General features: G+C 69.5%; 26 protein-coding genes. 6 read left to right on the top strand and 20 right to left on the bottom strand.

Annotated features, from left to right (window positions below; translation table 11 throughout):
- Positions 1-43: 43 nt before the first annotated feature.
- Positions 44-1,234, bottom strand: coding sequence for a CoA transferase (locus AB0B90_RS15970; RefSeq protein WP_362923073.1), 1,191 nt, complete (start codon positions 1,232-1,234; stop codon positions 44-46).
- A 265-nt stretch (positions 1,235-1,499) separates the two neighbouring features.
- Positions 1,500-1,916, bottom strand: a complete 417-nt coding sequence (locus AB0B90_RS15965) for a hypothetical protein (protein WP_362923071.1) — start codon at positions 1,914-1,916, stop codon at positions 1,500-1,502.
- Positions 1,917-1,925: 9 nt separating this feature from the next.
- On the opposite strand from AB0B90_RS15965, the gene AB0B90_RS15960 reads away from it, so the two are divergent.
- Positions 1,926-2,144, top strand: coding sequence for a hypothetical protein (locus AB0B90_RS15960; protein ID WP_350946781.1), 219 nt, complete (start codon positions 1,926-1,928; stop codon positions 2,142-2,144).
- 94 nt (positions 2,145-2,238) lie between these two features.
- Here AB0B90_RS15960 and AB0B90_RS15955 read toward each other — a convergent pair whose 3' ends face one another.
- The 3 genes from AB0B90_RS15955 to AB0B90_RS15945 all read right to left on the bottom strand — a co-directional run bounded on the left by AB0B90_RS15955 (position 2,239) and on the right by AB0B90_RS15945 (position 4,358).
- On the bottom strand, positions 2,239-3,606 hold the full coding sequence (locus AB0B90_RS15955) for an AAA family ATPase (protein ID WP_362923069.1): 1,368 nt from the start codon (positions 3,604-3,606) through the stop codon (positions 2,239-2,241).
- Positions 3,603-3,935, bottom strand: coding sequence for a hypothetical protein (locus tag AB0B90_RS15950; protein ID WP_350946779.1), 333 nt, complete (start codon positions 3,933-3,935; stop codon positions 3,603-3,605). The genes AB0B90_RS15955 and AB0B90_RS15950 overlap by 4 nt, the downstream gene beginning before the upstream one ends.
- A gap of 249 nt (positions 3,936-4,184) precedes the next feature.
- Positions 4,185-4,358, bottom strand: coding sequence for a hypothetical protein (locus AB0B90_RS15945; protein ID WP_350946778.1), 174 nt, complete (start codon positions 4,356-4,358; stop codon positions 4,185-4,187).
- A 172-nt stretch (positions 4,359-4,530) separates the two neighbouring features.
- Between AB0B90_RS15945 and AB0B90_RS15940 the strand changes: the two genes are divergently transcribed.
- Positions 4,531-5,418, top strand: coding sequence for a phosphotransferase (locus tag AB0B90_RS15940; protein WP_362923066.1), 888 nt, complete (start codon positions 4,531-4,533; stop codon positions 5,416-5,418).
- A 195-nt stretch (positions 5,419-5,613) separates the two neighbouring features.
- On the opposite strand, the gene AB0B90_RS15935 is transcribed toward AB0B90_RS15940, so the two are convergent.
- The 5 genes from AB0B90_RS15935 to AB0B90_RS15915 form a co-directional block, all read right to left on the bottom strand.
- Positions 5,614-6,261 carry a histidine phosphatase family protein gene (locus tag AB0B90_RS15935; protein WP_362923064.1) on the bottom strand — a complete coding sequence of 216 codons (648 nt, stop codon included), beginning with the start codon at positions 6,259-6,261 and terminating at the stop codon, positions 5,614-5,616.
- A 112-nt stretch (positions 6,262-6,373) separates the two neighbouring features.
- Entirely contained in the window at positions 6,374-6,577 is a 204-nt protein-coding gene (locus AB0B90_RS15930; protein WP_350946775.1) for a cold-shock protein, read from the bottom strand.
- Positions 6,578-6,855: 278 nt separating this feature from the next.
- Complete coding sequence (locus AB0B90_RS15925) at positions 6,856-8,775, bottom strand: hydantoinase B/oxoprolinase family protein (protein WP_362923061.1); 1,920 nt, start codon at positions 8,773-8,775, stop codon at positions 6,856-6,858.
- Positions 8,768-10,927: a hydantoinase/oxoprolinase family protein gene (locus AB0B90_RS15920; protein WP_362923059.1), complete on the bottom strand. Its 2,160-nt coding sequence runs from the start codon at positions 10,925-10,927 to the stop codon at positions 8,768-8,770. Before AB0B90_RS15920 ends, AB0B90_RS15925 begins: the two co-directional genes overlap by 8 nt.
- A 209-nt stretch (positions 10,928-11,136) precedes the next feature.
- Complete coding sequence (locus tag AB0B90_RS15915) at positions 11,137-11,583, bottom strand: hypothetical protein (protein ID WP_350946772.1); 447 nt, start codon at positions 11,581-11,583, stop codon at positions 11,137-11,139.
- Positions 11,584-11,918: 335 nt separating this feature from the next.
- On the opposite strand from AB0B90_RS15915, the gene AB0B90_RS15910 reads away from it, so the two are divergent.
- Both AB0B90_RS15910 and AB0B90_RS15905 read left to right on the top strand, forming a co-directional pair.
- Complete coding sequence (locus AB0B90_RS15910; protein ID WP_350946771.1) at positions 11,919-12,557, top strand: hypothetical protein; 639 nt, start codon at positions 11,919-11,921, stop codon at positions 12,555-12,557.
- Between the two features lie 235 nt (positions 12,558-12,792).
- Entirely contained in the window at positions 12,793-13,425 is a 633-nt protein-coding gene (locus AB0B90_RS15905) for a thymidine kinase (protein ID WP_350946770.1), read from the top strand.
- Positions 13,426-13,452: 27 nt separating this feature from the next.
- On the opposite strand, the gene AB0B90_RS15900 is transcribed toward AB0B90_RS15905, so the two are convergent.
- From AB0B90_RS15900 to AB0B90_RS15890, 3 genes are all read right to left on the bottom strand, one after another.
- Positions 13,453-14,151: a DsbA family oxidoreductase gene (locus tag AB0B90_RS15900; protein ID WP_362923056.1), complete on the bottom strand. Its 699-nt coding sequence runs from the start codon at positions 14,149-14,151 to the stop codon at positions 13,453-13,455.
- A 372-nt stretch (positions 14,152-14,523) separates the two neighbouring features.
- Positions 14,524-14,976, bottom strand: coding sequence for an ATP-binding protein (locus AB0B90_RS15895; RefSeq protein WP_350946768.1), 453 nt, complete (start codon positions 14,974-14,976; stop codon positions 14,524-14,526).
- A gap of 404 nt (positions 14,977-15,380) precedes the next feature.
- Entirely contained in the window at positions 15,381-16,379 is a 999-nt protein-coding gene (locus AB0B90_RS15890) for a LysR family transcriptional regulator (protein ID WP_362923053.1), read from the bottom strand.
- A 240-nt stretch (positions 16,380-16,619) separates the two neighbouring features.
- Here AB0B90_RS15890 and AB0B90_RS15885 point away from each other — a divergent pair, with 240 nt between their 5' ends.
- Positions 16,620-17,501 (top strand): serine hydrolase, encoded by an 882-nt coding sequence (locus AB0B90_RS15885; protein ID WP_362923051.1) that lies wholly within the window; start codon positions 16,620-16,622, stop codon positions 17,499-17,501.
- 307 nt (positions 17,502-17,808) lie between these two features.
- Complete coding sequence (locus AB0B90_RS15880; RefSeq protein WP_350946765.1) at positions 17,809-18,792, top strand: MBL fold metallo-hydrolase; 984 nt, start codon at positions 17,809-17,811, stop codon at positions 18,790-18,792.
- A gap of 8 nt (positions 18,793-18,800) precedes the next feature.
- On the opposite strand, the gene AB0B90_RS15875 is transcribed toward AB0B90_RS15880, so the two are convergent.
- From AB0B90_RS15875 to AB0B90_RS15845, 7 genes are read right to left on the bottom strand one after another with little or no spacing between them, the layout of a single operon-like run.
- Entirely contained in the window at positions 18,801-19,700 is a 900-nt protein-coding gene (locus AB0B90_RS15875; RefSeq protein ID WP_350946764.1) for a hypothetical protein, read from the bottom strand.
- Between the two features lie 25 nt (positions 19,701-19,725).
- Complete coding sequence (gene mnhG / locus AB0B90_RS15870) at positions 19,726-20,058, bottom strand: monovalent cation/H(+) antiporter subunit G (RefSeq protein ID WP_350946763.1); 333 nt, start codon at positions 20,056-20,058, stop codon at positions 19,726-19,728.
- Positions 20,055-20,315 (bottom strand): monovalent cation/H+ antiporter complex subunit F, encoded by a 261-nt coding sequence (locus AB0B90_RS15865; protein ID WP_350946762.1) that lies wholly within the window; start codon positions 20,313-20,315, stop codon positions 20,055-20,057. Before AB0B90_RS15865 ends, mnhG begins: the two co-directional genes overlap by 4 nt.
- The gene (locus tag AB0B90_RS15860; RefSeq protein ID WP_350946761.1) at positions 20,312-20,872 is read right to left on the bottom strand and encodes a Na+/H+ antiporter subunit E; all 561 of its coding nucleotides are present in this window, start codon (positions 20,870-20,872) and stop codon (positions 20,312-20,314) included. The genes AB0B90_RS15865 and AB0B90_RS15860 overlap by 4 nt, the downstream gene beginning before the upstream one ends.
- Positions 20,869-22,470 carry a Na+/H+ antiporter subunit D gene (locus AB0B90_RS15855; RefSeq protein ID WP_350946759.1) on the bottom strand — a complete coding sequence of 534 codons (1,602 nt, stop codon included), beginning with the start codon at positions 22,468-22,470 and terminating at the stop codon, positions 20,869-20,871. The genes AB0B90_RS15860 and AB0B90_RS15855 overlap by 4 nt, the downstream gene beginning before the upstream one ends.
- Entirely contained in the window at positions 22,470-23,291 is an 822-nt protein-coding gene (locus tag AB0B90_RS15850) for a Na(+)/H(+) antiporter subunit C (protein WP_350946758.1), read from the bottom strand. The genes AB0B90_RS15855 and AB0B90_RS15850 overlap by 1 nt, the downstream gene beginning before the upstream one ends.
- Positions 23,288-26,080: a Na+/H+ antiporter subunit A gene (locus AB0B90_RS15845; protein ID WP_350946757.1), complete on the bottom strand. Its 2,793-nt coding sequence runs from the start codon at positions 26,078-26,080 to the stop codon at positions 23,288-23,290. The genes AB0B90_RS15850 and AB0B90_RS15845 overlap by 4 nt, the downstream gene beginning before the upstream one ends.
- Between the last annotated feature and the right edge of the window lie 105 nt (positions 26,081-26,185).

Here is a 26,185-nt window from a genome sequence, read left to right as displayed (position 1 = left end):
GCTCCGGGAGACGGCATGCGGGCGTGGGCCGGAAGGCTGCCTGTCATCGCTCGCGCTCCTCCAGCCAGGCGAGGACCTCGTCGCCGTGCTCGCCGAGGGCCGGCGGGGCGGTGTGGCGCACGGGGGCGTCGCCGTCGAAGCGCAGCGGCGGTCCCGGCAGCTCGATGGTGCCGAGCACGGGGTGGTCCACCTCGACCACCAGGCCCTGGGAGCGGGTCTGATCCCAGGCGTAGACCTCGTCGATGGACCTGATGGCCCCCGCGGGCACCCCGGCCTCGGCGAGCGCGGCCAGCCAGTGCCTCCTGTCATGCTTGGTGAGCGCCTGCTCCATGTCGGCGATCAGCTCATCCCGATGCGCGAATCTTTCCCTATTGATCGCATATTTCGCGACATCTGGGTCTATGTCCAGCAGGGCAGCGACCTTGCGCCACTGCACGTCGTTCGCCGCCGCGATCTGGATCATGCCGTCGGCACAGCGGAAGGCGCCGTACGGAGCGATGGAGGCGTGGTGGTTACCGCCCGCCCCGGGCACCTGCCCGCCGACCGTCCAGGCCGTGCCGTGGTAGGAGTGCACCCCGGTCACCGCGGCCAGCAGCGAGGTCCGCACGACCTTGCCCCGCCCGGTCCGCTCCCGCTCGTACAGCGCGGCGACCACCCCGTACGCGCCGTGGATGCCCCCGAGCAGGTCCGCGATCGAGGCACCCACCCGGTACGGCTCCTCGGGCGACGGGCCGGTCAGGCTCATCAGCCCCGCCTCCCCCTGCGCGATCTGGTCATAGCCGGGCCTGCCGCCCTCCGGCCCGTCATGGCCGAACCCGGTGATCGACAGGATGACGAGGCGGGGGTTGAGCTCGTGCAGCCGCTCGGCGGAGAAACCCAGCCGGTCCAGGACCCCGGTGCGGAAGTTCTCCACCAGCACGTCGCTCTGACGCACCAGCCGCTCGATCAGCGATTTCCCCTCGGCGGACTTGAGGTCGACGGCGATCGACTGTTTGTTGCGGTTGGCCGCCAGGAAATACGTGGAAATATCATGATCAGGGCCTACGAACGGCGGCCCCCACCCCCGCGACTCGTCACCCCCCTCGGGATGCTCCACCTTGATCACCCGGGCCCCCAGGTCACCGAGCATCTGCGCGGCGTGCGGACCCGCGAGCGCGCGAGAGAGATCGAGGACGACGATGTCGCCGAGTGCTCCCTGCAAGATCAACCTCCGATACATGGTGGCCGCGTCCATCTAAAGGACGCCACTGTGCTCCCGGTCCGCCTGTCATGAGACCACTTAGCACGATATCCGGATGGGGAACCACCATGATCTCCCATGTCGCCCCCTGACGGGACGAGCAGGGATGGACCACGAAAACAAGCGGGTCACGATCTCCACAAGGATTCGACCGATATGATCAAGAACTACACCACTCCCCGCCTTGTTCATTCCGTGCTAAGAACTTCGCCCCTGAGAGTCCTATTGAGCTTGATACAGAGGGCGAGGTCGACGGGTTTCACGAGTGCTCCGAAGTGACGGCGTTCGCAGGAAACCAGGCGCGCAAATGATCACAGAGGTAGTTGAAAGCGGCGTCCTGGCAGTGCCGCACGGAGATCTTGGCGGCGAGCTTGCCGAAGTCGGCGTTGAACGCCTTCACCCGATAACGGCGACGCAGGTGATCGAGGGCGGCCTTCGGGTCCGGTGGCTTCAGCGTGTTCGCGGGCCAGTGACCGCTGCGCTCAAGAATGGCGCGGAAATCGGGAGGGCATTTCAACACCTGGGCGAGATGCGGGCTGTCCTGCCAGACCCAGGCTTCCAACTCCGGGTCGATCACCACGACGGCGAAACGTTCCCAACTGCCCTTCATCCGCTCGGCGATGTCGTCGCGGATTGCGACCGCCCCCGGGCTGCCCTCCCATGCCGCGTCCAGCATCACGACGGCGTGAGCGTATCTCCCCTCATAAGCACTGAGGATCTGATGGGCACGCAGATAGACACCCGGATCTCGCCCCTGGGTGTCGACGATGACGTCAAGGGCGGGATCGAAGGAGAAAGGGCCACAGCGGAGGCTCTGATGGAACCTCTCACGCCCGAAGAACCCACGGAGCATCTGCTCCATGCCCGCGTCGGCGACGAGGAAGACAACGTCACGCTGCGATGACGACCGGGGGGAAGATGAGATCACGCACGAACTCCCACGACGTTGGGGAAGACAGTGAGCGGTGACGCGACGCCACCCGTCGCTGGGGCAGCGCTCACGAGAGCACTCCCGCCGCGAAGAGCGTGCCGATGTCGAGCGAGCCGCGCCAGTCGCGAAGCCGAGGGTGGCGGTTGCCGGGGATCACACTGACGCTGCCGTCCTCGTTCAGCCTCGCGGCCAGCACATCCGCGAGCTCGGTATGGGCGAGCACGATCGGAGAGTGGGTGGAGATCCAAACCTGAGAGTCGTACAGAGAACTCAACGATTGAACGACCGTCTCGATCGCTCGCGGGTGGATGCCGTTCTCCGGCTCCTCGGTCACCAGCAGCCTGGGCATCTCCTCCTCCCTCAGGTAGGGCAGGAGCGTCAGCACCAGAATGCGCAGCGTGCCGTCGGAGAGGCCTGATGAGGTCACCCGGTACCCCCCCGCGTACTCCACCGCGAAGTAGGCATGATGGTCTTCCTCACGTTCGACCACACTGATCCCGGTGACCTGGGGCAGTGCGGTGCGCACATGATCGACCCAGGAGGCGAATCGGTCGGGGTCGGACTGCTGTAGATCCAGTGCGAGCCAGGGCATGTTCACCCCCGACGGCAGAAGCCGAGCCGGGTCGCCAGGAGGCGCCGGGCGGCGCAACACCTCCCAGTCAGGGGCGAAGAAGACCACACCTTCGCGGAGCAACTGCGCGAGCCAGAGCGCGGCCGGAAAGAGGGTCGGGTCGGCGGGAACCGAGCCGAGCGCGAGTTGCCCCGGCGGCACCCGGAGTGGCGGAATTCCCGTTTCCTGAGCGAACGTCCCTGGCAGATCCTGGTGCGAGGAGGCGGAAGGCGACCTCCGCGCATCGATTTCTGCGGTCGGCGTGGTCGTCTCCGGGATGAATCGGGTCGGCGCACGCCCTTCCCGGAGAATCACCGGCTGCCAGTCCGGGTGTGCCAAGGTGCCGCCGAAACCGACTCTCCCCTGCGGAAAAGTTCCAGGCTCCGGACGTACCCCCGCGTCGGAGTAAAGGAAAAGATATTCCTCCGCCACGTTCAGCACACGCGGTCCGACCTCCAGGCAGAGCTCGTATCGCAGGTGGGTGTGGATCTCACGGCGGCCCGGCCGGACCTGGCCGGCCACGGACAGCGCCTCCACGACTTCGTCGTCCAGCTTCGCCTCGATGACGAAGACGATGCTGTCGCCTCGCCCCTTGTGGAGCAGGTCGGTCGGCGTACTCGCTCGGGCGGCCCTGCCGTGCTCCTGCCGTTCCAGGAACGCGGTGACCGCCCGCTGTCGACCGAGTAGGTCACCGAGAAGCGTAGGAATGTCAAGCAGTGTCGTCTTCCCTGCCCCGTTGGCTCCGGCGAAGACGTGGTAACGGCTCAGGTCGACGCTGAGCGCGGGGAAGCAGCGGTAGTTGTAGGCCTCGATCCGAGTGATCAACGCGGGCTCCCCTGCTGGGGGTACTTCTCCCGGAATCGCCGGTAAGCCTTGGCGCTCTCAGGCAGTTCAGCCGGAATCCGGTATTCGTAGGCGAGGATCTTCTCGACGGCATGCCTGATCGGCTCGTTACCCTTCAGCTTGATCCGCTCGCCGATGACGAAGCCGATGCTCTCCCCAGCACACAGGGAGCGCGGCACGGCGTTCGCCTCTCCCTTGATCTTCTTCATCTTGCCGGTCTCCAGGCTGACCTGCTCCATCGTGCTCGCGACCTCGCCCTTGCGTCTCGTATCCGTTCCCAGCGTCGCCGCTCCGTGGGTGGCGGCGGCCAAGCTCGGCAGGCTCGAATCCTATGGCCAGGTAAAGAGCCTATGCCGAGATATCGGCCGCCCCCTTCACGACGAGATCACGTTAGCCGCCAGGGCTGATGCTTCGAGTACGAAACGACGGCGATCCGCTCGATTCATGCCTTGACCTGGGAAACGATGCCCAGGGAGCGAAGTTCCTCGTCGAGATGACGGACGTGCTTGTTGTCCGCCCACGGCTGGAGCCGGGTACGCGCCTGCCGTAGAGCCGGCGAGCTAGCTGAGCTGGGCGTAGGCATGGGTGAGGCGGTCGCACAGCGCGGGAAGCAGCGTTTCACTGTGCAGTGGACCTGCGACCAGCTCACGCTGGGCGTCGACCATGGGAAGCACGACCTCGGGGCCGAGGTCGTCCTCCAGTCGGCGGCACCGGGCGGTCAGCTTCTCGATCACCTCTCGCAACATCTCGATCTGAGGAGTTGCGACGCCCCCTTGAAACCGCCCTCCGGGACGGGCGGCAGCCTCGCGGATACCATCCAGGCGATGGAGGCGGCCGGCTACCGGGTGGATCCGGTGGTGTGGCCGACTTCCGCCGAGTGCAGCAACGGCAATTGCAACCAGTGCTATGCGGGGTGTGCCGATTCACCGAAGAAGGCAGTGGTCTGACCTGCCCGAACAAGCACGCGCGGCCGTCGAAGAGCAGATCGGCCCAGTCACTGGCGTCCGATCAGCCGAGGTCGGGCTGACCTCCGGCGTCGCCGCACACCTCACCACCGAGGAGGCCGTGTTCTTCGCGAAGGCGGCCCCCGCCGCCGCTCCGGTCGCCGGGCATCTGCTGCGCGAGCGCGCCGCCAACCAAGCCCTCCCCGCGCAGATCCCAGCTCCCCGCCTGCTGTGGACCACGGACGTCGACGGCTGGCATGTGCTGCTGTTCGAGCACACGGCCGGCCAGGAGGCGAACCTGTCGCCCGGCTCCTCGGACCTGCCCGCTGTCCTGGACGCGATCTCCGCCATCCCTGTGCCCTGCTCATGGCCCGGGGCACCGTCGATCACGGGCAAGGCCGCCACCCTGCTGCGCGTCGCCGAGGAGCAGCTGGCCGAAACACCCGCCGAGGCCGGCCGGTACGGACCGCTCGTCAAAGCCCTCGACCTCGACGAGCTCACCGGCACCACACTGCTGCACGCGGACCTGCACGCGGGCAACCTGCTCGTCGACGGCAACCAGTGCCGGATCATCGACTGGTCGATGGCGTGCCAGGGTGCCGCCTGGGTGGACGTGGCCCTGCTGATCTCCCGCCTGATCGACGCTGGCCACACACCTGCTGAGACTGAGGCTGCCGCCGCCCAAGTACCCGCGTGGAGTTCGGCACCTATGGACGCGGTGACCGCGCTAGCCGCCACCCGAGCCTTGTTCGCCGCCCGCTTGGCCGACGTCGGCCCCGAGCATCTGCGGGCGAAGCGCGCGAGGACTGCGGCGGCGTGCCGGGTGTGGGTGGAGTACCGCACCAGCTGACCGGGCCGCCCGCGTGAACCTGGCAGGAGAGCTGAGCGTCAACGGAAATCACTGGTCCCTGCCCGTATGGACGGTTCCCCGGTCAAGGATCGGGATCCCTGGAGTCGAAAACCCGGGGATCTTCCTCACGGGCACCTCGCGCCAGGGTTCGGTTTCATGCGTCATTCAAGCTCTCTGCGGAGCCCACTCAGAGAACTACCCCCGCAAATGGCCTGTCTCGTTGAAGATCTCGGGCTTGGAGTCGCGCCACACCGAGACCGAGGCGTTGCCGACCGGACCGGACGCCTCGACGGAGTCGATCGGGACACCCTCGATCACGTGCTTGAACATCAGCACGACGGAGTCGTGCGCGACGACGAGAATCCGGCGATCGGTGTGCCCGGTACGCAGTTCCTCGACCACCTCGCGGATCCGAGCGGCGAGGTCCGGGAAACTCTCCCCCTCCGGGGGCCGGAAGCCGCCGTACAGGCGCGCGATCAAGTTCTCCGACTCGTCCGGAAACCTCTCCTTGAGCGCCAGTGCGTTCATCCCGGACCAGCGGCCCATGTCGTGGTCCCTGAGTCTCGGCTCCAGCCGGACCTCGGGGGCCGCGTCCAGCTCGGCGGCGACCAGCTCCCAGGTCCGCACGGTCCTGAGGTACGGCGAGCACAGGACGAGTTCCGGAGGATCCCCCGCCGCGAGGTGCCGCCCCAGCCTGGTGGCCTGCTCCCTGCCGAGCGGGGTCAGCCCGACCTCGGAATCGGGGCGGCCCAGAACGACCGCCCTGCCCGCGTGAAAAGCCTCCTCGAAGGCCAGGTTGGACTCGCTCTGGCCATGTCGAACCACAGTGATCGTCAGTGGCATTCTCGTATGAAAACACTTTCTCGATCAGTGGGAAAGAAACGCCGGACACGAAACGAGCCGGGGCCCGCACCTTGGAAAGGTGCGGGCCCCGGCCCGTGAAATACAGGTGCTACTAGGCGGGGACGATGTTCTCCGCCTGCGGGCCCTTCTGGCCCTGCGTGACGTCGAAGGAGACCCGCTGGCCCTCCTGCAGCTCACGGTAGCCCTGGGCGGCGATGTTGGAGTAGTGGGCGAAGACGTCGGCGCCGCCGCCGTCCTGCTCGATGAAGCCGAAGCCCTTTTCCGAGTTGAACCACTTGACGGTTCCAGTTGCCATGATCATTCTCCTTCGAACAGGGGGCAGAGCCGGGATCCGCACCGCGCGGAACCCGCGTCGCCGCGATGAGCCCATCCGGAGATGACCGGGAAAACAAAAATGCACCTGAAGGGTCATCCGTCAGGTGCACACAAAGTTTCATGGGTACCACAACCGCAACTACGTCCAGGCTAGCACCTGCCCGGACCATCACACGAGTCCACCCCCGCCGCCGGGCCGCCGTCGCGACAGGCCCGGCGGACGGCGTGAGCGGGCGGGGATGGGCACCCCACGGAGCGTCACACGAGGTCCACCTCCGCGTACGGCAGGCCGCCAGAAAGGGTGGGGAAACCGGGGCCTCGGTCGAAGAAGGGCGCGTCGGCGGGGGCGAGGGTGCGCAGTTCCGCGCGGCGGGCCTCGGTGGCCTCGGTGTCCGCCTGGGGGTCGTCGGGGGCGCCGCTCAGGACGACCCCGTAGTCGTCGCGGGCGCCCTCGGGTGAGACCTTGCCGTCGCGGACGTCGGCGGCCACCAGGGCGGGGTCGCGGTCCAGCGGGGAGCCCCAGCCGCCTCCGCCCGTGGTGCGGACCCGGATGATCTCGCCCGCGCGGACGGGTGAGTCGTCCACCAGGCCCTCCATCTCCTTCCCTTCGATCTCCACGACGAAGGGGCGCCCGGCCCGGCCGCCGTTCACGCCCCAGCAGGACAGGATCGAGCGGTCGGCGATGGACATGAACGAGGCGTCGCGGAGCATCCGCAGGTGCTTGTCGTAGCCGAGGCCGCCCCGGTAGAGGCCGGGGCCGCCGGAGTCGCGGGCCAGGCCGAGCCGTTCGACGCGGAAGGGCCAGCGGGACTCGGCGAACTCGACCGGGATGTTGCGCGAGTCGGGCACCACGTGGATGGTGTCCTCGCCGTCGGCGTACCATCGGCCGCCAGAGCCGCCGCCGAGGACCTCCCTCATCAGGTACGGGGTGCCGTCGAGGCCGTCGCCGTAGACGCCGGTGTAGCGGATGGTCTCCTGGTCGGCGGGCATCCGGCCGCCGGTCGCCTTGGCCAGCACCCCGGCCAGCACGCCCAGCAGGCGCAGGATCACGAAGGTGCGGGCGTTGGTGGGGGCGGGGAAGATCGGGGTGAGCAGGGTGCCCTTCTCGGGGAAGCGCATCTCGATGAGGGGGACGACGCCCTCGTTGACGTCGAGTTCGGCCATCCGCTCGGGGGTGTCGGCCAGGTTGCGCAGGATCGGTGCGAGCCACTTCTTCAGGAAGACCCCGTCGGCGTAGTCGCCGGCGTGGTTGATCGGGCCCTTGGCCTGCGGGGAGGTGCCGGTGAAGTCGATCACCAGCGGCACCGGCACGGAGTGGTCGACGGTGAGGGTCATCCGCTGGGTGTGCAGGCGGGGGGCGTCCACGCCGTCGTGTTCGGCGTAGTCCTCCCAGACGTGGGTGCCCTCGGGGATCTTGGCGAGCAGCTCCCTGCGGAACGTCTCGGTGGTGTTGGAGATGATCGCGTCGAAGCACGCCTCGACCGCCTCACGCCCGTAGCGGTCGAACAGCTCTCCCAGCCGCCGCGCGCCCATCAGGCAGGCCGAGCACTCGGCGTCCAGGTCTCCGGCGAGGGAGTCGGGCATCCGGGAGTTTCGCGTCATGATCGTGAGTGCCGCCCGGTTGGGTACGCCCTCGTCCCACAGTTTGATCGGCGGGACCATCAGTCCCTCCTCGAACACGCTGCGCGCGTTGCTCGGCATGGAGCCCGGTACGGCCCCGCCGATGTCGTCGTGGTGGCCGAACGCCTGGACGAAGGCGACGACCTGTCCTTCGTGGAAGACCGGGACCGTCACGCACAGGTCGGGCAGGTGGCCGATGCCGCCCTCGGACAGGTAGACGTCGTTGTGGAAGAACACGTCGCCGGGCTTCATCTCGTCGATCGGGAAGTCCCGCACGATCGGCTGGACCAGCGCCGAGTAGGACCTGCCGGTCAGCTTGCGCAGCCGTACGTCGTGGATGCCCGCGCGGAAGTCGTGCGCGTCGCGGATCATGGGTGAGCGGGCGGTGCGGGCGATCGCCGTCTCCACCTCCATCTCCACCGAGGTGAGGGTCCCTTCGACGATCTCCACCAGTACCGGGTCGGCCCCGCTCGTAGGCCGCCCGCCCGTGCTCGCCGGTCGCTCACCGCTCACCGTTCCTCGCTCGTCCGCGATCGTCGGCCGATCCGCGTCATGCACGGCGTACCTCCAGGTTTCCGAACTCGTCCATGGTCGCGGTGAAGCCGGGGTGGAGCGGCAGGGTGGAGCCGTACTCCTCGATCACCGCCGGGCCGGTGATCCTCGCTCCGGCGGTCAGGTCGCGGCGGCGGTGGATGGGGGCGCTGCCCCACTCGTCGTAGAAGACCTCGCGGGAGGCGGTGGGCTCGGGTCGCGGGTCGCCGTGGGGTCTGCGTCCGATGGAGGGCCGGGTGATCGGGCCGATGCCGGAGACGCGGAGGTTGACCCACTCGACGCCGTGCCGGGGGTCGTCGCGGTAGCCGTATCCGTAGAGTTTGCGGTGCTCGGTGTGGAAGCGGTCCAGCACCTCGGCCCGCCATGCCTCGTCGAGCGGTCCTGCGGGGGCGGGCACCCTCACCTCGTAGGCCTGGCCGTTGTAGCGCAGGTCGGCGCTGCGCGCGTAGACGTGCGCGTCGGCGGCGAAGCCCTCGCGGTCCAGGGCGGAGGCGGCCTGTCCCTCCAGGTCGCCGAAGATCTCCTCTGCGTCCTTCAGGGAGAGGTCGCGGGTGACGAAGGTGCGTACGTAGTCGTTCTTGACGTCCACGGTGAGCAGTCCGAAGGCCGAGACGTTGCCCGGATCCGGCGGGACGATCACCGATGGCAGGCCGAGGATGTCGATCAACCGGCAGACCAGCAGCGGTCCCGAGCCGCCGAAGGCGACCATGGGGAAGTCGCGTACGTCCAGGCCGCGTTTGACGGTGACCTGGCGGATGGCGTTCGACTGGTTGAACGCGCTGATCTCCAGGATGCCCGCCGCGGTCCGTTCCGGGGTCAGGCCGATCTTGCCGGCGAGTGCCTCGATGCCCTCGCGGGCGGCGTCGGCGTCGAGCGGGATCTCCCCACCGAGCAGGTGCGGCGGGACCCGGCCGAGGAAGACGTGCGCGTCGGTGACGGTGACCTCGGTGCCGCCCCGGCCGTAGCAGAGCGGGCCCGGGTCGGCTCCGGCCGATCGGGGGCCGACCTTGAGCGTGCCCTCGGGTGAGATCCACGCGACGGAGCCGCCGCCCGCGCCGACGGTCACGATGTCGATCATCGGGATCTTGCAGGGGTAGCGGCCGATGCTGCCCTCGGTGGTGAGGGATGGTTCGCCGTCGACGACCACCGCGACGTCGGTCGAGGTGCCACCGCCGTCCAGGGTGATCACCGAGGGGTGTCCGGCGGTGGCGGCAATGAGGGCGGCGCCGAGCGCGCCCGCGGCCGGTCCTGAGAGCACGGTGGTGATCGGCTGATGCACGACCTCGGCCGCGGACAGCACGCCGCCGTTGCTCTTCATGACGGAGAACGGCATGCCGCTCCCCCTCCCCGCGCTCCCCTGCCGCGCGCTTCCCTTCTCAGCGCTTTCCTTCTCCGCACTTCCCTGCCGCGTGCTTTCCTCCGGGCTTCCCGTACGCGTGTTCCCCGCCGCCTCCAGGCGTTCGGCCAGGTTCGCGATGTAGCGGCGCATGGTCGGTTTGACCGCCGCGTCGACGAGGGTGGTGACCGACCGCTCGTACTCGCGGTACTCGCGCAGCACGTCGCACGAGAGCGAGACGACGGCGTCCGGGTGCTCTCTTTCGAGGACCTCTCGCATGCGCTGCTCGTGGGCGGGGTTGGCGTACGAGTGCAGGAAGCACACGCCGATCGCGGTGATGCCGCGGTCGCGGAACCAGCGGGCCGCCGCGACGGCCTGCTCCTCGTCGAAGGGCCGCACCTCCGCTCCGGTGTGGTCCAGGCGTCCGCCGACGGTCCTGACCCGGTGCACCGGGACGATGCGGGGTGGTTTCACCCAGAAGTAGGAGTTGCCGTAGCCGTCCGGCACGCTCTGGCGGGCGATCTCCAGGATGAACTCGAAGCCTTCGGTGGTGACGAAGCCGAGGTCGGCGATGCGGTCTTCGAGGAGTTGGTTCGTGGCGACCGTGGTGCCGTGCACGACGGCGGAGACGGCCTCCATCGTCACGTCCTCGGCGCCGGCCGCCTTACGCAGGACTTTTCGCACCCCCTCCATGAACCCGTCGGCCGGGTTGGCCGGGGTGGAGGGAGTCTTGGTCGTGGTGATCTCACCGGTCTGTTCGTCCACCGCTACCACGTCGGTGAACGTGCCTCCGGTGTCGACCCCGATACGGACGCTGCGCATGCCCCCGTGTCTACCCAGTCCCGGCGAGTCCACAAATCGGCGGACCCTGCCGAAGCTGTGGCCGTTCCTTGTGCAGTGTTGGCGGCGGGTGGCGTGGCAGGCGACCTCTCCGGAGACGCTCCCACCCGGGAAGCGGCCTCACCGACGACGACGCTCCCGCCCCGGAGACGGCCTCGCCGTCACGGGCCGGGAGGGTCGAAGGGTGGGCTCTAGCGGCGGCGGGGGCCCATGGTGGTGTTGATCACCGCGTCGGCGTCGTGCGCGTGGATCTTGGCGGCGAGGCGGATCGCCATCTCGTTCGTACGGCGCAGTTCGGCCTCGACCCGGTCCTTGCCGGACTGGCCGACCTGCACGCCGAAGTAGGCGCCGATGATGGCGCCGGAGACGCCGACGAGCCCGGCGAACGGCGCGGCGGTGTCGCCGGCGCGCATCGCGATCACCACGAAGCCGATCAGGATGACCAGGAGTCCCACGATGACGACGTAGAACCCGTATCGCCAGCGGGCCGCCTCGGCCTGGGCGGCGACGGCCTCGTCCTCGGTCATCATCGCCGCGAGGGCCGTGGGTATCTCGGCGGTCTCCGCGTTGGAGGGGCCTGAGGTCACGACGGCCGGGGTCTTGCCGTGGGGTGGAGCGGAGTTGTTGGTGGTCGTCACAGATTCTCCCACTTTTCGATAGACCAAAAGGAATCTCCCATGGTTTTCGCCGTCAAGCCAAGTCAGACCATGTCAGGTCTTGTCGGGACTTAGTCGGGGCGTGGCCGGCGCTTGTCGGCCGGGGACCACCCACCCCTACCAGGACATCATCTCCCCAAACGTCCTGATACACCGCGCGGCTCAGTGTCGCGCGGAGATAGCCCTCTTTTCTGACGGATGTAAGAAAACGAGCCATCCATGAAACATCGCGATCACGATCCGTCTGCGGCGTACTGAACCACGGTCAGACGAGATACAAGAGATCTACTACTCTCGTCCGGCTCCCAGAGGTATCTGTGACGAAGCTCCTCCGGCTCCTCGTGGCCCCGCTGTCCGCCGTCGTCCTCCTCACCACCGTGTTCTCGGCCCCCGCCCGCGCCGACACCGACCCCGTTCTCGCCGCCCAGTGGCAGATCGCGTGGAACACCTACAGGTTCTACGAGTGCCTCACCGCTCCCCTCCCGATCACGGGACGCGGCCAGGCCAAGCGCGACGTCTCGATTGAGATCGACGCGCCGGTGGAGCACGTGTTCGACGCCTACTCGAATATCAACAACCACCTCGGCGCGCACTCGTTCCTGCAGCGGGTCGTCACCCACGCCGACCGGACCGACGCCGGGGTGCGCTACGTCAACTTCACGGCCGTGGAGAACATCCCGGTCGCCGGACTGCCCGTCACCGTCAACACGCACGCGCAGCAGCGCGTTCACCGCGACGCCCTCTACTACGAGACCGACACCTGGACGCTGCCGAACGTCGTCACGCACCAGAAGATCGTCTTTCACGACCTGGGCGACGGGCGGACGCGCGTCACCGAGCATCTCACCTTCGAGGCGAGCATCCTGCTCCTCGACTTCACCGTGACGAACGGTGTCTCCTCCCACCAGGCGACGCAGGCGGGTCTCAAGGCGGCGATCGAGAGCGGCGAGCTCTGACCCACCGGCCGAGGGAAACTCCCCCGCCGGGGATGGCGAGCCTCCCTCGGCCGGCCCCGGCCCCCTTCTGGGCCCGTCCCCCGGGCACTCCGGAGGCTTCCGCCCGGCGAGGCCGCGAACGGTCCCGCCGGGCGAGGCGGGAGACGCCGTACGCCCCGGCGGCAGCCGAGAGCGGCGAACCGATCGTCAGGGGTGGAGATCGCGGAGCGTGGCCGGGGCACTAGGCTGGCGCCCCGTGACCGAATTGTCTGCCCTCTCCGCCGTTCCCACCGGTTCCCGGGACGGAGTGCTGCGCTTCTACTTCGGCCCGATGGACTGCGGCAAGTCCACGCTGGCCCTGCAGATGAACTACAACCACGGCCGCCAGGGCAGGCGCGGGCTGGTGCTCACCAAACACGACCGCTCGGGCGCCCCGCAGGTCACCAGCCGGATCGGCCTGGGCAGCGAGGCCGTCGAGGTCGTCGACGACCTCGACCTGGTCGCCCTGGTCCGCGCGCACGAACCCATCGACTACGTCATCTGCGACGAGGCGTGCTTCTACACGGTCGCCCAGATCGAGCAGCTCGCCGATCTCACCGACGACCACGGCATCGACGTCTACGCCTTCGGCCTCGCCTCGGACTTCCGCTCGCAGATGTTCCCCGCCGCCCAGCGGCTGTTCGAGCTGGCCGACGAGATCAGCCGCCTGCAGGTCGAGGTGCTGTGCTGGTGCGGACGCCCCGGGCGCCTGAACGCCCGGGTGGTCGGCGGCAGGATGGTCCGTACGGGTGAGCAGGTCGTCATCGGCGACACGGGCGCCGATCCGATCCGCTACCAGGTCCTGTGCCGCCGCCACCACCGCTCCGGCGAACTCGGCCTGCCCGGCTGACCTCTCCGCCGGGCAGGAGAAAAACCATCAGACCGGGCAGTAACCCTCGTCGTCGCAGGCGTCGCCACCCGGCGTCGCGGCCTTCACGGCCCGCGCGGCCGGGGACTGGCCGGTCCGCTCGGCGACCTCCTCCAGAGCCGCGAGCAGGGTGTCCTCCGGCTGGGCTCCGGAGACGGCGAACTGGCCCTCGAACAGGAAGAGCGGCACCGAGCTGACACCGATCGCGCGGGCCTGGGCCAGCTCCTCCTTCACCGCCGCCACGCCGTCCTCCCCGTCCAGGTCGGCCTGTACGCCGATCTTCTTGGCCAGCCCGGCGAGAACCTCCCGGGAACCGATGTCGAGACCGTCGGTGAAGTGGGCGCGGAAGAGGGCGTAGAGCGCCTCCTCCCCCTTGCCCTGCTCCCCGGCGAGCTGGATGAGGCGGTGCGCGTCGAGGGTGTTGGCCTGGATCGCGTGATCGAAGTCCAGCACCAGCCCGTCCTCGGCGGCGACCCCGGACACCCTCGCGAACATCTGGGCGGCCTGCTCGGCCCCGCCGAACTTCGCCGCCGCCCAGGTTCGCGTGAGCTCGCCGCTGGACTTCGCGTCCGGAGCGAGCTGGAACGGCCTGAACTCGACCTCCACCTCACCGCCCTTGGCCCGATAGCGCTGCACGGCGCGGGCGAAGCGGGTGTGGCCGATGTAGCACCAGGGGCAGACGACGTCTGAGTAAATTTCAACCTTCACACAACGCTGCAACCGGTACGGGGGGCCGCTGATTCCGCTGATTCGTCCCGTCATCCGGGGACGCGGGCCGCGCGACGGGATGAGAGGCGGCGCCGGACGGGGTGTTCACGCCCGGCGGGGCGGGGTCAGTACGGCAGCAGCCTTCCCGACGGGGTCCGCAGGTCCAGCAGGCCCTTGATGGGGCGTCGCGGTCGCCTGCGGATCCGGATCTGACGCATCGTTCGGGACTCCTTCGTGTGCGTGCGCGGGCATGGCCCGCTTCTCTCCTCGCGTACCGCCGTCCGAGCGGCGCGAGTCGTGCGTGTCGTTCACGGGGAAGAAGCATCCTCTCGCGTCGGGTGAGCCGGGTCCCCGAAAGCCCTCTTACCCCTCTCACGCCGCTGAACCACCGGAACGCCTGTCGGCCAGTTCGAACCAGCTGACCTTTCCCATGGGCGTGCGGTCGCTGCCCCACCGGTCGGAGAGCAGCTCCAGCAGCTGCAACCCGCGCCCTCCCTCGTCGTCCTCGTGGGCGTCGCGTGGGATGGGCGGGTCGGGATTGGCGTCACCCACCTCACAGCGCAGCGTTCCGTCCCGGTAGGAGATGGTGAGCCGGATCGGTCCCCACGCGTGGCGCAGCGCGTTGGTGACGAGCTCGCTGACGAGCAGCCGGGCGACCTCGCTCTGGCCGTCGATCCCCCACTGGGCCAGCCGGCCGCCGATCAGCCACCGGGCCCTGGGCACCGAGGCCGCGACGGGGAAGAGCGGCCAGGACGCTCTCTTGGGGCGGGGCCGAGGCAGCGGGACGGCGGCCACGAAGAGGGCGAGATGGACGAACAGTCTCATGCCGACCTCCCGAAAAGCCCTCGATGGACGGGAACGCTTCCGTCTCCCGGCGACAGCGCCCTGACACGCACCCGCGCCTCCCGCCTCTCAGCGGCCCTCGGCGGTCCCTCGGCACGGCCGGTTCGCGGCGGACGGTTCCGACCGTAACCGGGAAACTCCGTCGTCGACCGCATTCATCCGTTCTATGACCCGTACATGGTGTGGGATCTTCCAGCACACTCCCCGAGCGAACGCGCCGTTGATTTTGTCGCCATTTATGTATCGATTTATCTGTATTTACACCCAGGTGTATTGAGGGTCGACAGATACACGGTCTTGTCCTGGTAGAGCATTCTTTGCGATGCGGAATTCTCCGCACGCCGGGTAAAGCTCGTCTCCCTCACGACCCGCCGGGGACGAGGAAACTAGGGGGTGTAGATGACGGACCAGGGGCGGGGCGTGGGCGACGGTGAGGTCCGGGGTGCCACCTGTGGTGTCCCTGCGGCGTCCCGGGTGAGGACCTCGGTGGCCAGGGTGGCGAACCTGGCGGCGGCTGGGTGCGCCGACCGCTCCGGCCAGACGACGCGGATCCCTCGGACGAGGGGGTTACCGGCGAGAGGGCGCCAGACCAGGCGGGGTTCCCTGCGGGCTATCGCCTCCTGCTCGAACGCCACCCCTTGCCCGGCCAGCACGAGCCCCAGCAGGAACTCCGGGTTGCGGGCGTGCTTGAGGCGTACGGGCGAGAAACCCCCGGCGCGGCAGACATCGAGCATCCGGTCGTACCACGCCGGGGAGGTCTCGCGAGGAAAGACGACGAGGTCGTGCCCGGCGAGGTCGGCCAGCGCGATCTCCCACAGCCGTCCCCTCGGCCGTCGCGTCTCCGGCCGCGCCAGTACCAGGGGGGAGGTACGTGGCAGCACCACGCCCAGCGGGATCTCCACGACGGGGCCGGACCGCAGACCGGGAACCTCGACGGGGTGGTGCACGAGACCCGCGTCGAGGCGGGCGGAGGCCAGGCCGCGCAGCTGTTCCGGAGTGGTGAGCTCGTGGAGTTCCAGGTGCAGTCCCGGTGTCTCCTCCCCGACATGTCCCAGCAGGGCGTGCAGCGTCACGGCCGGCATCTCCGGGGGCACCCCGACGCGCAGAGTTCCCAGCTCACCGTCGGCGGCCTGGCGCATCGTCGTCCGCAGCCGCTCCTCACCGGCCAGGAACCGTCCGGCCTCCCCGACGAGGAGCCGTCCCGCCATGGTGAGCTCGATCTGCCGGCGCGAGCGGTCGAACAGCTCCGCGCCGAGCTCGCGCTCCAGCCTCTGGATCGACTGGCTGAGCGGAGGCTGCGCGATGCCCAGCACCTCCGCGGCACGGCCGAAGTGCAGTTCTTCCGCGACGACGAGGAAGTGCCGCAGATGCCGGGTGAGGTCCACGGCGTCACGATAGGCGATCGCCCACGGCCCCGCGCACCCGCGTCGCGTCGCAGGTCGGAACAGGCTTCCGGCGGCGGGTCCGGGAAGGCTCAGGGCTCCGGTGGCTGGTCCCGGAGACTTCCCGGCGCGAGCACGGGCAGGAACCCTGCCGCACGCTCCGGCGTGCTTCCCGGGGCGAGCACGGGCGGGAACCCGGCGGCGGGTCCGGACAGGGGCGCGGGACTGGATAGCGTTGCGGGCATGTCGCCAGAGCAACGGATAGCGGAGATCTTCGCGGCCGCGGGGGTGGAGGGGCACCTGCACGCGCTGGACATCGCCGAGGGCCGTGAGATCGCCGTACGCGCCGACGAGCAGGTAGTGATCGCCTCGATCTTCAAGGTGCTCCTCGTCCTGGAGTTCGCCCGTCAGGCGGCGGCGGGCCAGCTCGACCCCGCCGAGCGGGTTCTCGTGACGGCGGAGGACAGGCTCGGCGGGTGGGGCACCGCCGGATGCGCGGACGACGTGGAGATGTCGCTGCGTGATCTCGTCCACTTCGCCGTACAGGTGAGTGACAACACCGCCGCCGACCTGCTGATGCGGAGGATCGGCCTGGACACCGTGCGGATGCTCGCCGCGGAGCTGGGACTGGAGCGCACGCGCGTGATCGGCGGGCCCAGGCAGGTGCTGGAGTCGATGTTCGCGGACGTGGGGGCGCGGGACGACGCCGAGTTCGCGCGGATCTTCCCGACGCTGTCCCCAGAGCGGGTTCGGGGGCTGCGGGTCCTCGACCCCGATCGCACGACCTCCAGCACGGCGCGCGACGTGACCGGGCTGCTCGGACTGATCTGGCGCGACGAGGCGGGGCCGCCGGAGGCGTGCGCGGCCGTCCGCGACTACCTGACACGACAGATCTTCTGGACGCGGATCGCCTCGGGTTTCCCACCGGGTACGCGGGTGGCGGCCAAGACGGGGACGCTGCCGGGCCTGCACATGGAGGCCGGGGTCGTCGAGTATCCCTCCGGGGAGAGTTACGCGGTGGCGGTCTTCGCCCGGAGCGGGGAGTTGCCCACCCGGCGTCTCGACGTCGACCTGGCGATCGGCCAGGCCGCGCGGACCGCCGTCGACGCGCTGCGAGCCGGGTGAGCCCTGCCCGCCGACGCGTCGACGAGCCCGCGTCGACGAGCCCCTCAAGTCCCGGCGACGCGCTGACGAGCCCGGCGACTCCCGCCGCCGGCACATCGCGGCCGAGGCGGCTTCTGCCGCCCCGAGGACCGCCGGGACCCCGTTTCACCTGCTCCGATACGTGTTCGCCTATGGGAGGCGACGGTCGCGAATCTTGGACGCGGCCGGTGCGGCGATGGTTGGGTCCTCATCGGGCCGCACGCGGCCGACGGTCGTCCCCGGGATGCCTGGACGACGGCCGTATGTTCACACGCACCCAAGGGGAGACATGTCCCGATTTGATCGAAGAGGTTTCCTGCGTACCGCGACGGCGGGGGCCGTGCTGGCACCGATGGCCGGAACCCTCCTGTCCCCGTCCCCCACCGGGGCCGCGACCCCGCGTCCGAGTGGCCAGAGTGGTCAGGGTGGGCGGAAGAGCTCCGCGACGTTCCGCTGGCTCGGCACGTCGGGCTGGCGGGTGGATGTGGGATCGTCGACGCTCCTCGTCGACCCGTACGTGACCCGGTTCGACACCGGCCTGGCGGCGGGCAAGTTCGATCCCGCCACATCGCTCAAGGTCGACACCGGGGCCGTCCGCAGGCACACGGGCACCCCGCAGGTGGTGCTGGTGACGCACGCGCACTGGGACCACTTCAACGACGTCCCGCACATCGCGACCTCGACCGGGGCGCGGGTGGTCGGCACCGCCACCACCTGCAACCTGGCCCTGGCGTACGACGTGAAGGACAGCCTGCTCAGCCCGGTGAAGGGCGGAGAGGTCCTGGACTTCGGCGACTACGTCGTCGAGGTGGTGGCGTCGCTGCACAGCCGCAACGCCAACTACTCCATGCTCTTTCCCGGTGTCCGGCCGACCAGGCCGAAACGCAGGCCGAAGAACATCTCCGAGTTGCCCGAGGGCGACACCCTGGCGTTCCAGGTGACGGTCAAGGGCGGTCCTTCGGTTTTCTTCATGGGAGGCAGCGACTTCGTCGAGCGTAACCTCAGCGGTCTCGCCCCGGACGTCGCGATGATTCCCACCACCTCCTCGTCGTCCACGTACGACTACGTGCCGCGCCTGCTGAAGGCCCTGGACATGCCGGGGGTGGTCGTGCCGGTGCACTGGGACAACTTCGAGGTGGCTCTGCGCAACCCGCCCCAGGCCGACGAGAAGTCGAGGAAGAGCCTCGCCGAGTTCGTCGCGGCGGTACGCAGGGTGAGCCCCACGACGAAGGTCGTGATCCCGGACTATCTGACACCGCACACCTTCGGCTGACGTCCGCGTCAGGAGACGGAGGCGATCTCCTCCAGGCGGGCGGCCAGCTGCTCGGGCTCGCCGTCGACCAGGGCGGAAACCCCGCGCCACCAGGCGAACCACTCGCCGCTGCGCCACATCCAGTCGATCCGCTCGATGGAGGCGACGACGTCGCCCTTGTCGCGCCACACCTCACCGGCCTGCTCGGCGGAGGCGCCGTGGCGCAGCGCCCAGGTGTGCAGGGTCGCGGCGGCCTCGGCGTCGACCGGCCGCTCGTACGGGTCGGGGTGCTCGTCCAGCCGGTGGGGGCCGAGCCCGGCGGCGACGCCCCAGCTCCACTGGGCCTCGGCGGGGCGGGAGTAGCGCAGCGAGTCGAAGTCGAGGTTGGAGCCGAGCTCGTCGTCGGGACGGCGCAGGACCACCGCGTCGAGGCGGCCGCCGGCGTCGAAGGAGACCACGACCCGCTGGCCGGGGTGCGCGTCCTTGGGCAGCTCGACCCGGTCCTCGGCCTGCCAGGAGTTGAGGTCGGTGACGGCGGCCGGACGGCCCCAGGCCTCGTCGGCCGCGTCGTCGGCGATCCAGGCGGCGAGCATCTCCAGGACGGTCAGGTCGGTCCACGGGTCGATCGCCGTGGAGGTCCGAAGCGCCTCGTCGGGCGCGGGCAGCTTGTCGCCGCGCTCCAGGTGCCACCACCGCTCGCCGAGCTCGCGGGTGCCGACCAGCAGACCGGCGAGCGCGGCGAGTTCGGTGGACCTGCGGGTGAGGGGGGCGCCGCGCGCGAGCTCGACGGAACGCGCGACGCGGTCGGCGCCCAGCGCCGACCTCGCCTCGCTCAGCAGCAGGGCGGCGTCCGGCCGCTCCTCGCCCAGGAGATCACGGATCAGTCGTCTGGCCTCGGTCCTCGCGTCCTCCGCACGTGCATCACGCATACCGACACGGTACGCCGGGAGATCCTTAGGCGCGAGTGTCGCCGTGCGGTACGGCCGTGCCGTCGTCCTGTGGCGACTCGGCGAGATGCGCGGCCCTTCCCACCACGTAGGCGGCGACCGCCGCCGTCACCACCTGGTAGACGGCGACCAGGAGGATGACACCGGCGATCTTCCAGCTGGGGTCGCGCAGCCACATGGCGAGCAGGATGAGGTGCAGGCCGAGCACCTGGGGTTTGGTCGCCGCGTGCATGCGCGCCAGGGTGCCGGGGAACCTGACCATGCCGACCCCCGCCGCGAACGCCAGCGTCGCCCCCAGCAGCAGGCAGACGGCCGCGGCCACGTCCATCACGGCGCTCACCGGGCACGTCCCGTGAAGAACCTGGCCAGCGAGACCGAGCCGACGAATCCCAGCAGGGAGAGCACCAGCAGCACGGGCAGCACCGAGTACTCCCGGTAGACGGCCGCCCCCGCGCCGACCGCGCAGATGACGACCGCGGTGAGCACGTCAAGCGCGACGGCACGGTCCAGCATCGTCGGGCCGCGCACCAGCCGGTAGAGCGTCATCGCCGCCGCGACGGCGAGCATCGCCAGAACGATCAGGTAAACCGTCGTCATCGCACCTCCTCCTGGTCCGCTCGGGTACCGAAGGCGGCCACGATGCGCTTCTCCAGCCGGGTCACGTCGTCCTGGGTGATCCGGCGGACCGTCTCCAGGTCGCCGGAGATGCCGAGCACGTGGAGCAGGAGCTTCTTGTCCTGGGTGTTCGCCTCCAGCACCAGGCTGCCCGGCAGCGCCGACAGCGCCACCGTCACCAGCACCACCATCGGCTCCGACGAGGTGCGCAACCTCACCTCGACGATCTGGATCGGTGGTGGTTTGCCCAGTCTCAGCGCCCAGAAGATCACTCGGGAGCTGGAGACCACCATGTCCCGCATGAAGCGGACGATGAACCACGCGATGCCGAGGGGATGGAACCGGATGCCGGTGTCCTGGAGCGGCAGGGGCATCAGCCACACGAGGAGCAGCCCGACCAGCAGGCCCCCGAGCACGTTGCCCACGCTCAGGTCGCCCCAGAGCATCAGCCAGATCAGCGTCAGCCAGAGCACCTGCGGCAGCGGCACGGGCCTGCCCAGCAGCTTCAGCACCGTGAACGCCGGACGGGACTCGCTCATCGCCCACCGCCGAGCACCGCGGAGATGTACGGTTCGCGGGCCAGGAGTTCTTCCGCGGCCCGCTCGGACAGGGCGTGCAGCGGGCCGGCCAGGACGGTGAAGGACAGGGCGAGCGCCACCAGGGCGGCCGTGGAGGCGAACATGAGCTTCGGCAGGGTGACGGAGGTGACGATCGCCTCGTTCCCGTTCACGTTCGTGACCGGCGCTCCCTTCGGGTCCTCTCCGTCCCCGTTCTCCTGGGTCTCCAGCACGGTTCCCCCCTCGGTGACCATTCCCTCGGGCGGCACCCGCCAGAACGCCTTGTTCCAGGTGGTGGCCACCGCGTACAGGGTGAGCAGGCTGGTGACCAGTCCTCCGGCGACCAGGGTCATCGCCATCGGACCACCGTTGGCCACCCCGGCCTGGATCAGGCCGAGCTTGCCCAGGAAGCCCGACAGCGGTGGGATGCCCGCCAGGTTCATCGCGGGCACGAAGAACAGCACCGCGATCACGGGTGACAGTTTCGCCAGGCCGCCGAGTCTGTCCAGGGAGGTGGTGCCGGTGCGGCGTTCGATCATGCCGGTCACCAGGAACAGGCTCGTCTGCACGGTGATGTGGTGGGCGACGTAGAAGACGGCACCGGCCATGCCCTCGACGCTGAGCAGGGCGACCCCGAACACCATGTAGCCGATATGGCTGACCAGGGTGAAGGACAGCATTCGTTTTATATCGCTCTGCGCCACCGCGCCGAGCACCCCGACGAGCATGGTCAGCAGCGCCGCCCACATCAGCAGGTTGCTCACCGGTCCCCAGGGGAAGAGCAGCGCCTCCAGGCGGATGATCGAGTAGACGCCGACCTTGGTGAGCAGACCGGCGAAGAGCGCCGTCGCGGGAGCGGGCGCGGTCGGATACGAGTCGGGCAGCCACGCCGACATCGGGAAGATCGCGGCCTTGACCGCGAAGACCAGCAGGAGCATCAGCTCGATCAGCAGCCTGATGTGCTCGGGCAGGACCGCGAACCGCTCGGCCAGCTGCGCCATCGACACGGTGCCCGTGGCGCCGTAGGTCACCGCGATCGCGACGAGGAAGAGCAGTGAGGAGGCGAGTCCCACCACCGTGTAGGTGGCGCCCGCCCGGATGCGGGACTCGGTCCCGCCGAAGGTGAGCAGCACGTACGAGCCGCCGAGCAGCATCTCGAACCCGACGAAGAGGTTGAACAGGTCACCGGAGAGGAAGGCGTCCGACACTCCGGCGACCATGATCAGGTAAGCCGGGTGGAAGATCGAGAGCGAGGCCTTGTAGTCCTGGTCCGCCCAGGACTGGGAGAGCGAGTAGATCATCACGCAGAGCGTCACCGCGGAGGAGACCGCGAGCATCAGCGTGGAGAGCCGGTCGGCGACGAGCGCGATGCCGATCTCCGCGCTCCAGCCCCCGATGTGGGCCACCAGCGGGCCGTCCTGGTCCGCCGCGAACAGCAGGACCAGCGAGACGACCAGCACCACCGCGAGCGTGCCCACGCTGATCAGCGCCTGGAGTTTGCGCAGCCTGCTGCCGATGGCCAGCTTGAGACCGACGGCGAGCAGTGGCAGCACCACGGGCACCGGGATGAGTGCCTCCATCAGTCCTCCTCCCCCTCGAGCTCGGGATCCTGCGCCCTGGCCTGTCGGGCACGGTCCTCCCGGATCGCGGCGCGCATCTGCCTGCGCGCGTCGCGCTGACGGACGCGGAGCCGCTTGCGGATCTCGCGCTCGCGCGCGGCCTGCTCGCGCTCTCTGCGGGCGAACTCGGCACGCACCTCACTGAGGCGTCTTTCCCGCTCCTCCTTGGAGAGGTCCTCGGCCTGCTGGGCCTCGGCGAACCGCTCGGCGAGCCGTTCCGCGGACAACTCGTCGTTCTTGTGCGCCTGCAGCCAGCGGCCCAGGTCGGCGTTGACGTCGAGGATCCGCTGCTCCAGTTCTTCGGCCTCCCTGCGCTCCCACTCGTTGTGCTCCTCCTCCAGCCGGGCCAGCTCGGCCCGCTGCTCAAGGACGAGCTGCTGGTAGGCCGCCTGACGGTCGAGCACGGCCTGGCCCAGCTCACCCCACCTGGCGCGCAGCCGCACCCGGCGGTCCTCGGTGTCGTCCTGCACCTCGTCGGCTCCGGTGAGCTGCCAGGACCTGTGGATCATGCCGAGCAGGAAGGCGGTGACGCCCAGCGTGATGACGATGGCGGTGAGCACCATGACCTGCGGCAGCGGGTCGGCCATCCGCTCCGGCTCCGCCGTGCCCAGGATCGGCGGCGCTCCCGGTGGCCCGCCCACGGTGAGAATGAGCAGGTTCACCCCGTTGCTGAGCATGATGACGCCGGCGAGCAGCCGGACCAGGCTTCTCTCCAGCAGCAGCGTGACCCCCGCGGCCACGAGCACGGCGACCACCAGGAGCGGCACTACGGGCGCGGTCACCGGCTCTCCTCCTCGTCGATCTGCCGATCCAGCTCCGAGCCCAGGCTGCGCAGGATGTCCCGCACCATGCCGATCACCGTGATGTAGACGCCGATGTCGAACAGGAGCACCGTCGACAGGTGCAGCTTGCCGACCAGCGGGACGTACAGATCGGCGGCGAGCATGTCCAGCGCCCCGGCGCCCGCGACCAGCCCCACCAGCGCGGTGAGCGTGGACAGCAGGAGCCCCAGGCCGATCAGCACCCCGGGAGCGGCCGGCGCGGCTGCGGCCAGCTCGTGCCTGCCTCCGGCGAGATAGCGCAGGACCAGGGCGAGACCTGCCACGATGCCTCCGGCGAACCCGCCGCCCACCGCGCTGTGCCCGGTGAACAGCAGGAAGATCGAGACCAGCATCACGGTGTGGAAGGTCACCCTGGCGACGAACTCCAGGATCACCATCCGCTGTCCCTCGGGCTGGGTGTTCGCCAGCCAGTACGTCCTGGGCTTCTCCTCGTCGGCTCTCTGCTGCGGGGGCTGCGTCGCGTGCGCCCGGCTGCGCAGGAAGACCAGGCCGGTCATGCCGAGGGTGAGGACAACGAGGACGGAGCTCTCCCCCATGGTGTCCCAGGCTCTGATCTCGACGAGGAGCGCGCTCACGATGTTGGCGGCCCCCGCCTCCTGCGCCGCCTCGGCCATCAGCGTGCCGACCGGTATCGCCTGCCGCGCGTTCATCGCGAACATGCCGGCCCCGGCCACCACGAGACCGCTCACGATGCCGAGGGTGAGCCGCACGCCGAACGACAACCGGCCCCGGTCCTCCCTCGGCCCGAGGGGGAGTCTCCGCAGCACCAGCACGAACACGACCAGGCTCAGCGTCTCGACGAGGAACTGGGTGAGCGCGAGGTCGGGCGCGCCGTGGACGAGGAAGAGCAACGCCGTGCCGTACCCCGTCAGACCGGCCAGCAGCACGAGCACGACGTGCGAGCGCATCCGGAGCGCGACGGCCGCCGCGGCGACGATGAGCACGCCGATGACGGGCTGCTCGATGCGGTCCCAGACCACCATGTCCAGCCCGAGGTCGAATCCGGGGCCGTAGCTCAGTGAGAAGACCCCCACCGCCGCCACCGAGACGAACGCGATCGTGAGGTAGTCGGGCAGCGAGCCGCGCTGGACGACGCCGGTCAGCTGCAGGGAGAAGCGTTCCAGCCCGCGGACCAGTGCCCAGTAGGACCGGCCGGAGTCGATCACGTGCAGGGACTCCCCGACCCGCGCCACCGGTTCCCTGAACCGGAACAGGAGCGCTCCGCCCGCCAGCGCGAGGGCCGAGAGCAGCAGCGGCACCAGGGCGCCGCTCCACAGCGCGAGGTGGGTGCCGTGACCGGGCCCGGCGAAGGTGTCGGTGTAGCTCTCCATCGCCCCGCCGTACAGGGCGGCGAACGGGGCGGCGGCGAGGCCGAGCGCGGAGAGCAGCGCGGGCGGCACGAACTCCGCGGCGCCGAAGGAGCGCACGTCCACCGGCTCGACACCGGGCTTGGCGGCGAAGGCGCCCCACACGAAACGCGCGCTGTAGCCGGCGGTGAGCGCGGAGCCGAGGACGATCCCGGCGAGCACCGCCGTGTCGATGCCCCGCCCGGTCATCAGCGACTCGAAGGCCGCCTCCTTGCCGACGAACCCCAGGAACATCGGGATGCCGGCCATCGAGGCGGCGGCCCCGGTGCCGACCGCGGCCAGCCAGGGTGCCGAGCGCCGCAGACCGCTCAGCCTGCGCAGGTCGCGGGTGCCGGTGGAGTGGTCGACGACGCCGACGACCAGGAAGAGGGAGGCTTTGAACAACGCGTGCGCGAGCAGCATCCCGACCCCGGCGATCGCGGCGTCGCGGGTGCCCGCGCCGAACAGCACCGTCAGGAAACCCAGCTGGCTCACCGTGCCGTAGGCGAGCAGCTTCTTGAGGTCGTGCTCGCGCAGCGCCCGCCAGGCGCAGAACAGCATGGTGAGCAGGCCCAGGGGTACGGCGGTCCACCACCAGGCGGCGAGCTCCCCGAAGGCGGGGCCCAGGCGGGCGAGCAGGTAGACGCCCGCCTTCACCATCGCCGCGGCGTGCAGGTAGGCCGAGACCGGGGTCGGCGCGGCCATCGCGGCGGGCAGCCACATGCTGAACGGGAAGACCGCCGACTTCGACAGCGCTCCGATCAGGATCAGCACCACCGCGACCGCCGTCAGGCCACCGGACGGCGGGCTCTGCACGATCTGCGAGATGCGGTACGTTCCCGCCGACTCGCCGAGTATGATCATGCCGCCCAGCATCGCGAGGCCACCGGTGGTGGTGACGATCAGCGCCTGCATCGCGGCTCTGCGGCTGCTTCTGCTCGCGGGATCGTGACCGATCATCAGGTAGGAGAAGACCGTGGTCAGCTCCCAGAACACGAACAGCAGCAGCAGGTCGTCCGCGACCACCAGCCCGAGCATCGCCCCGGCGAAGGCGACGAGCACCCCGGCGAACAGGCCGAGCCCCTCGCTGCCCGCGGAGAAGTAACGCGAGCAGTACAGCACGACCAGGGTGCCCACGCCGGTGACCAGGGCCATCATGAGCAGGGCGAGCGCGTCGACACGGAAGGAGAGTCCCATGCCGAGGCCGGGCGCCCAGTCGTGGTGCGACTCGACGGGGATGCCGGTGAGGGCGATCCAGATCGTGTAGACGAATCCGCAGGCGGGTGGCACGGCGAGCAGGAAGAACGCGTTCCTGCCGAAGCGGCGTACCAACGCCGGAGCGAGCATCGCCGCCACGGCGTGCAGGATCAGCAGCGGCTCCATGTTCCCCCGTGACCCGTCGTGGCAGACGTACGCCAGGATCCTAGAAGGCCCGACTTTGACAGGTCAAACTCGCGGGCCGCCTGGTCCGGGGGCGCCCGCCCGCCA

The organism is Streptosporangium sp. NPDC049078 (assembly GCF_040648855.1).
In the GTDB taxonomy this organism is placed as follows: domain Bacteria; phylum Actinomycetota; class Actinomycetes; order Streptosporangiales; family Streptosporangiaceae; genus Streptosporangium.
Note: the sequence above shows the minus strand (reverse complement) of the source record. Positions and strands in the feature narration are given on the sequence as shown.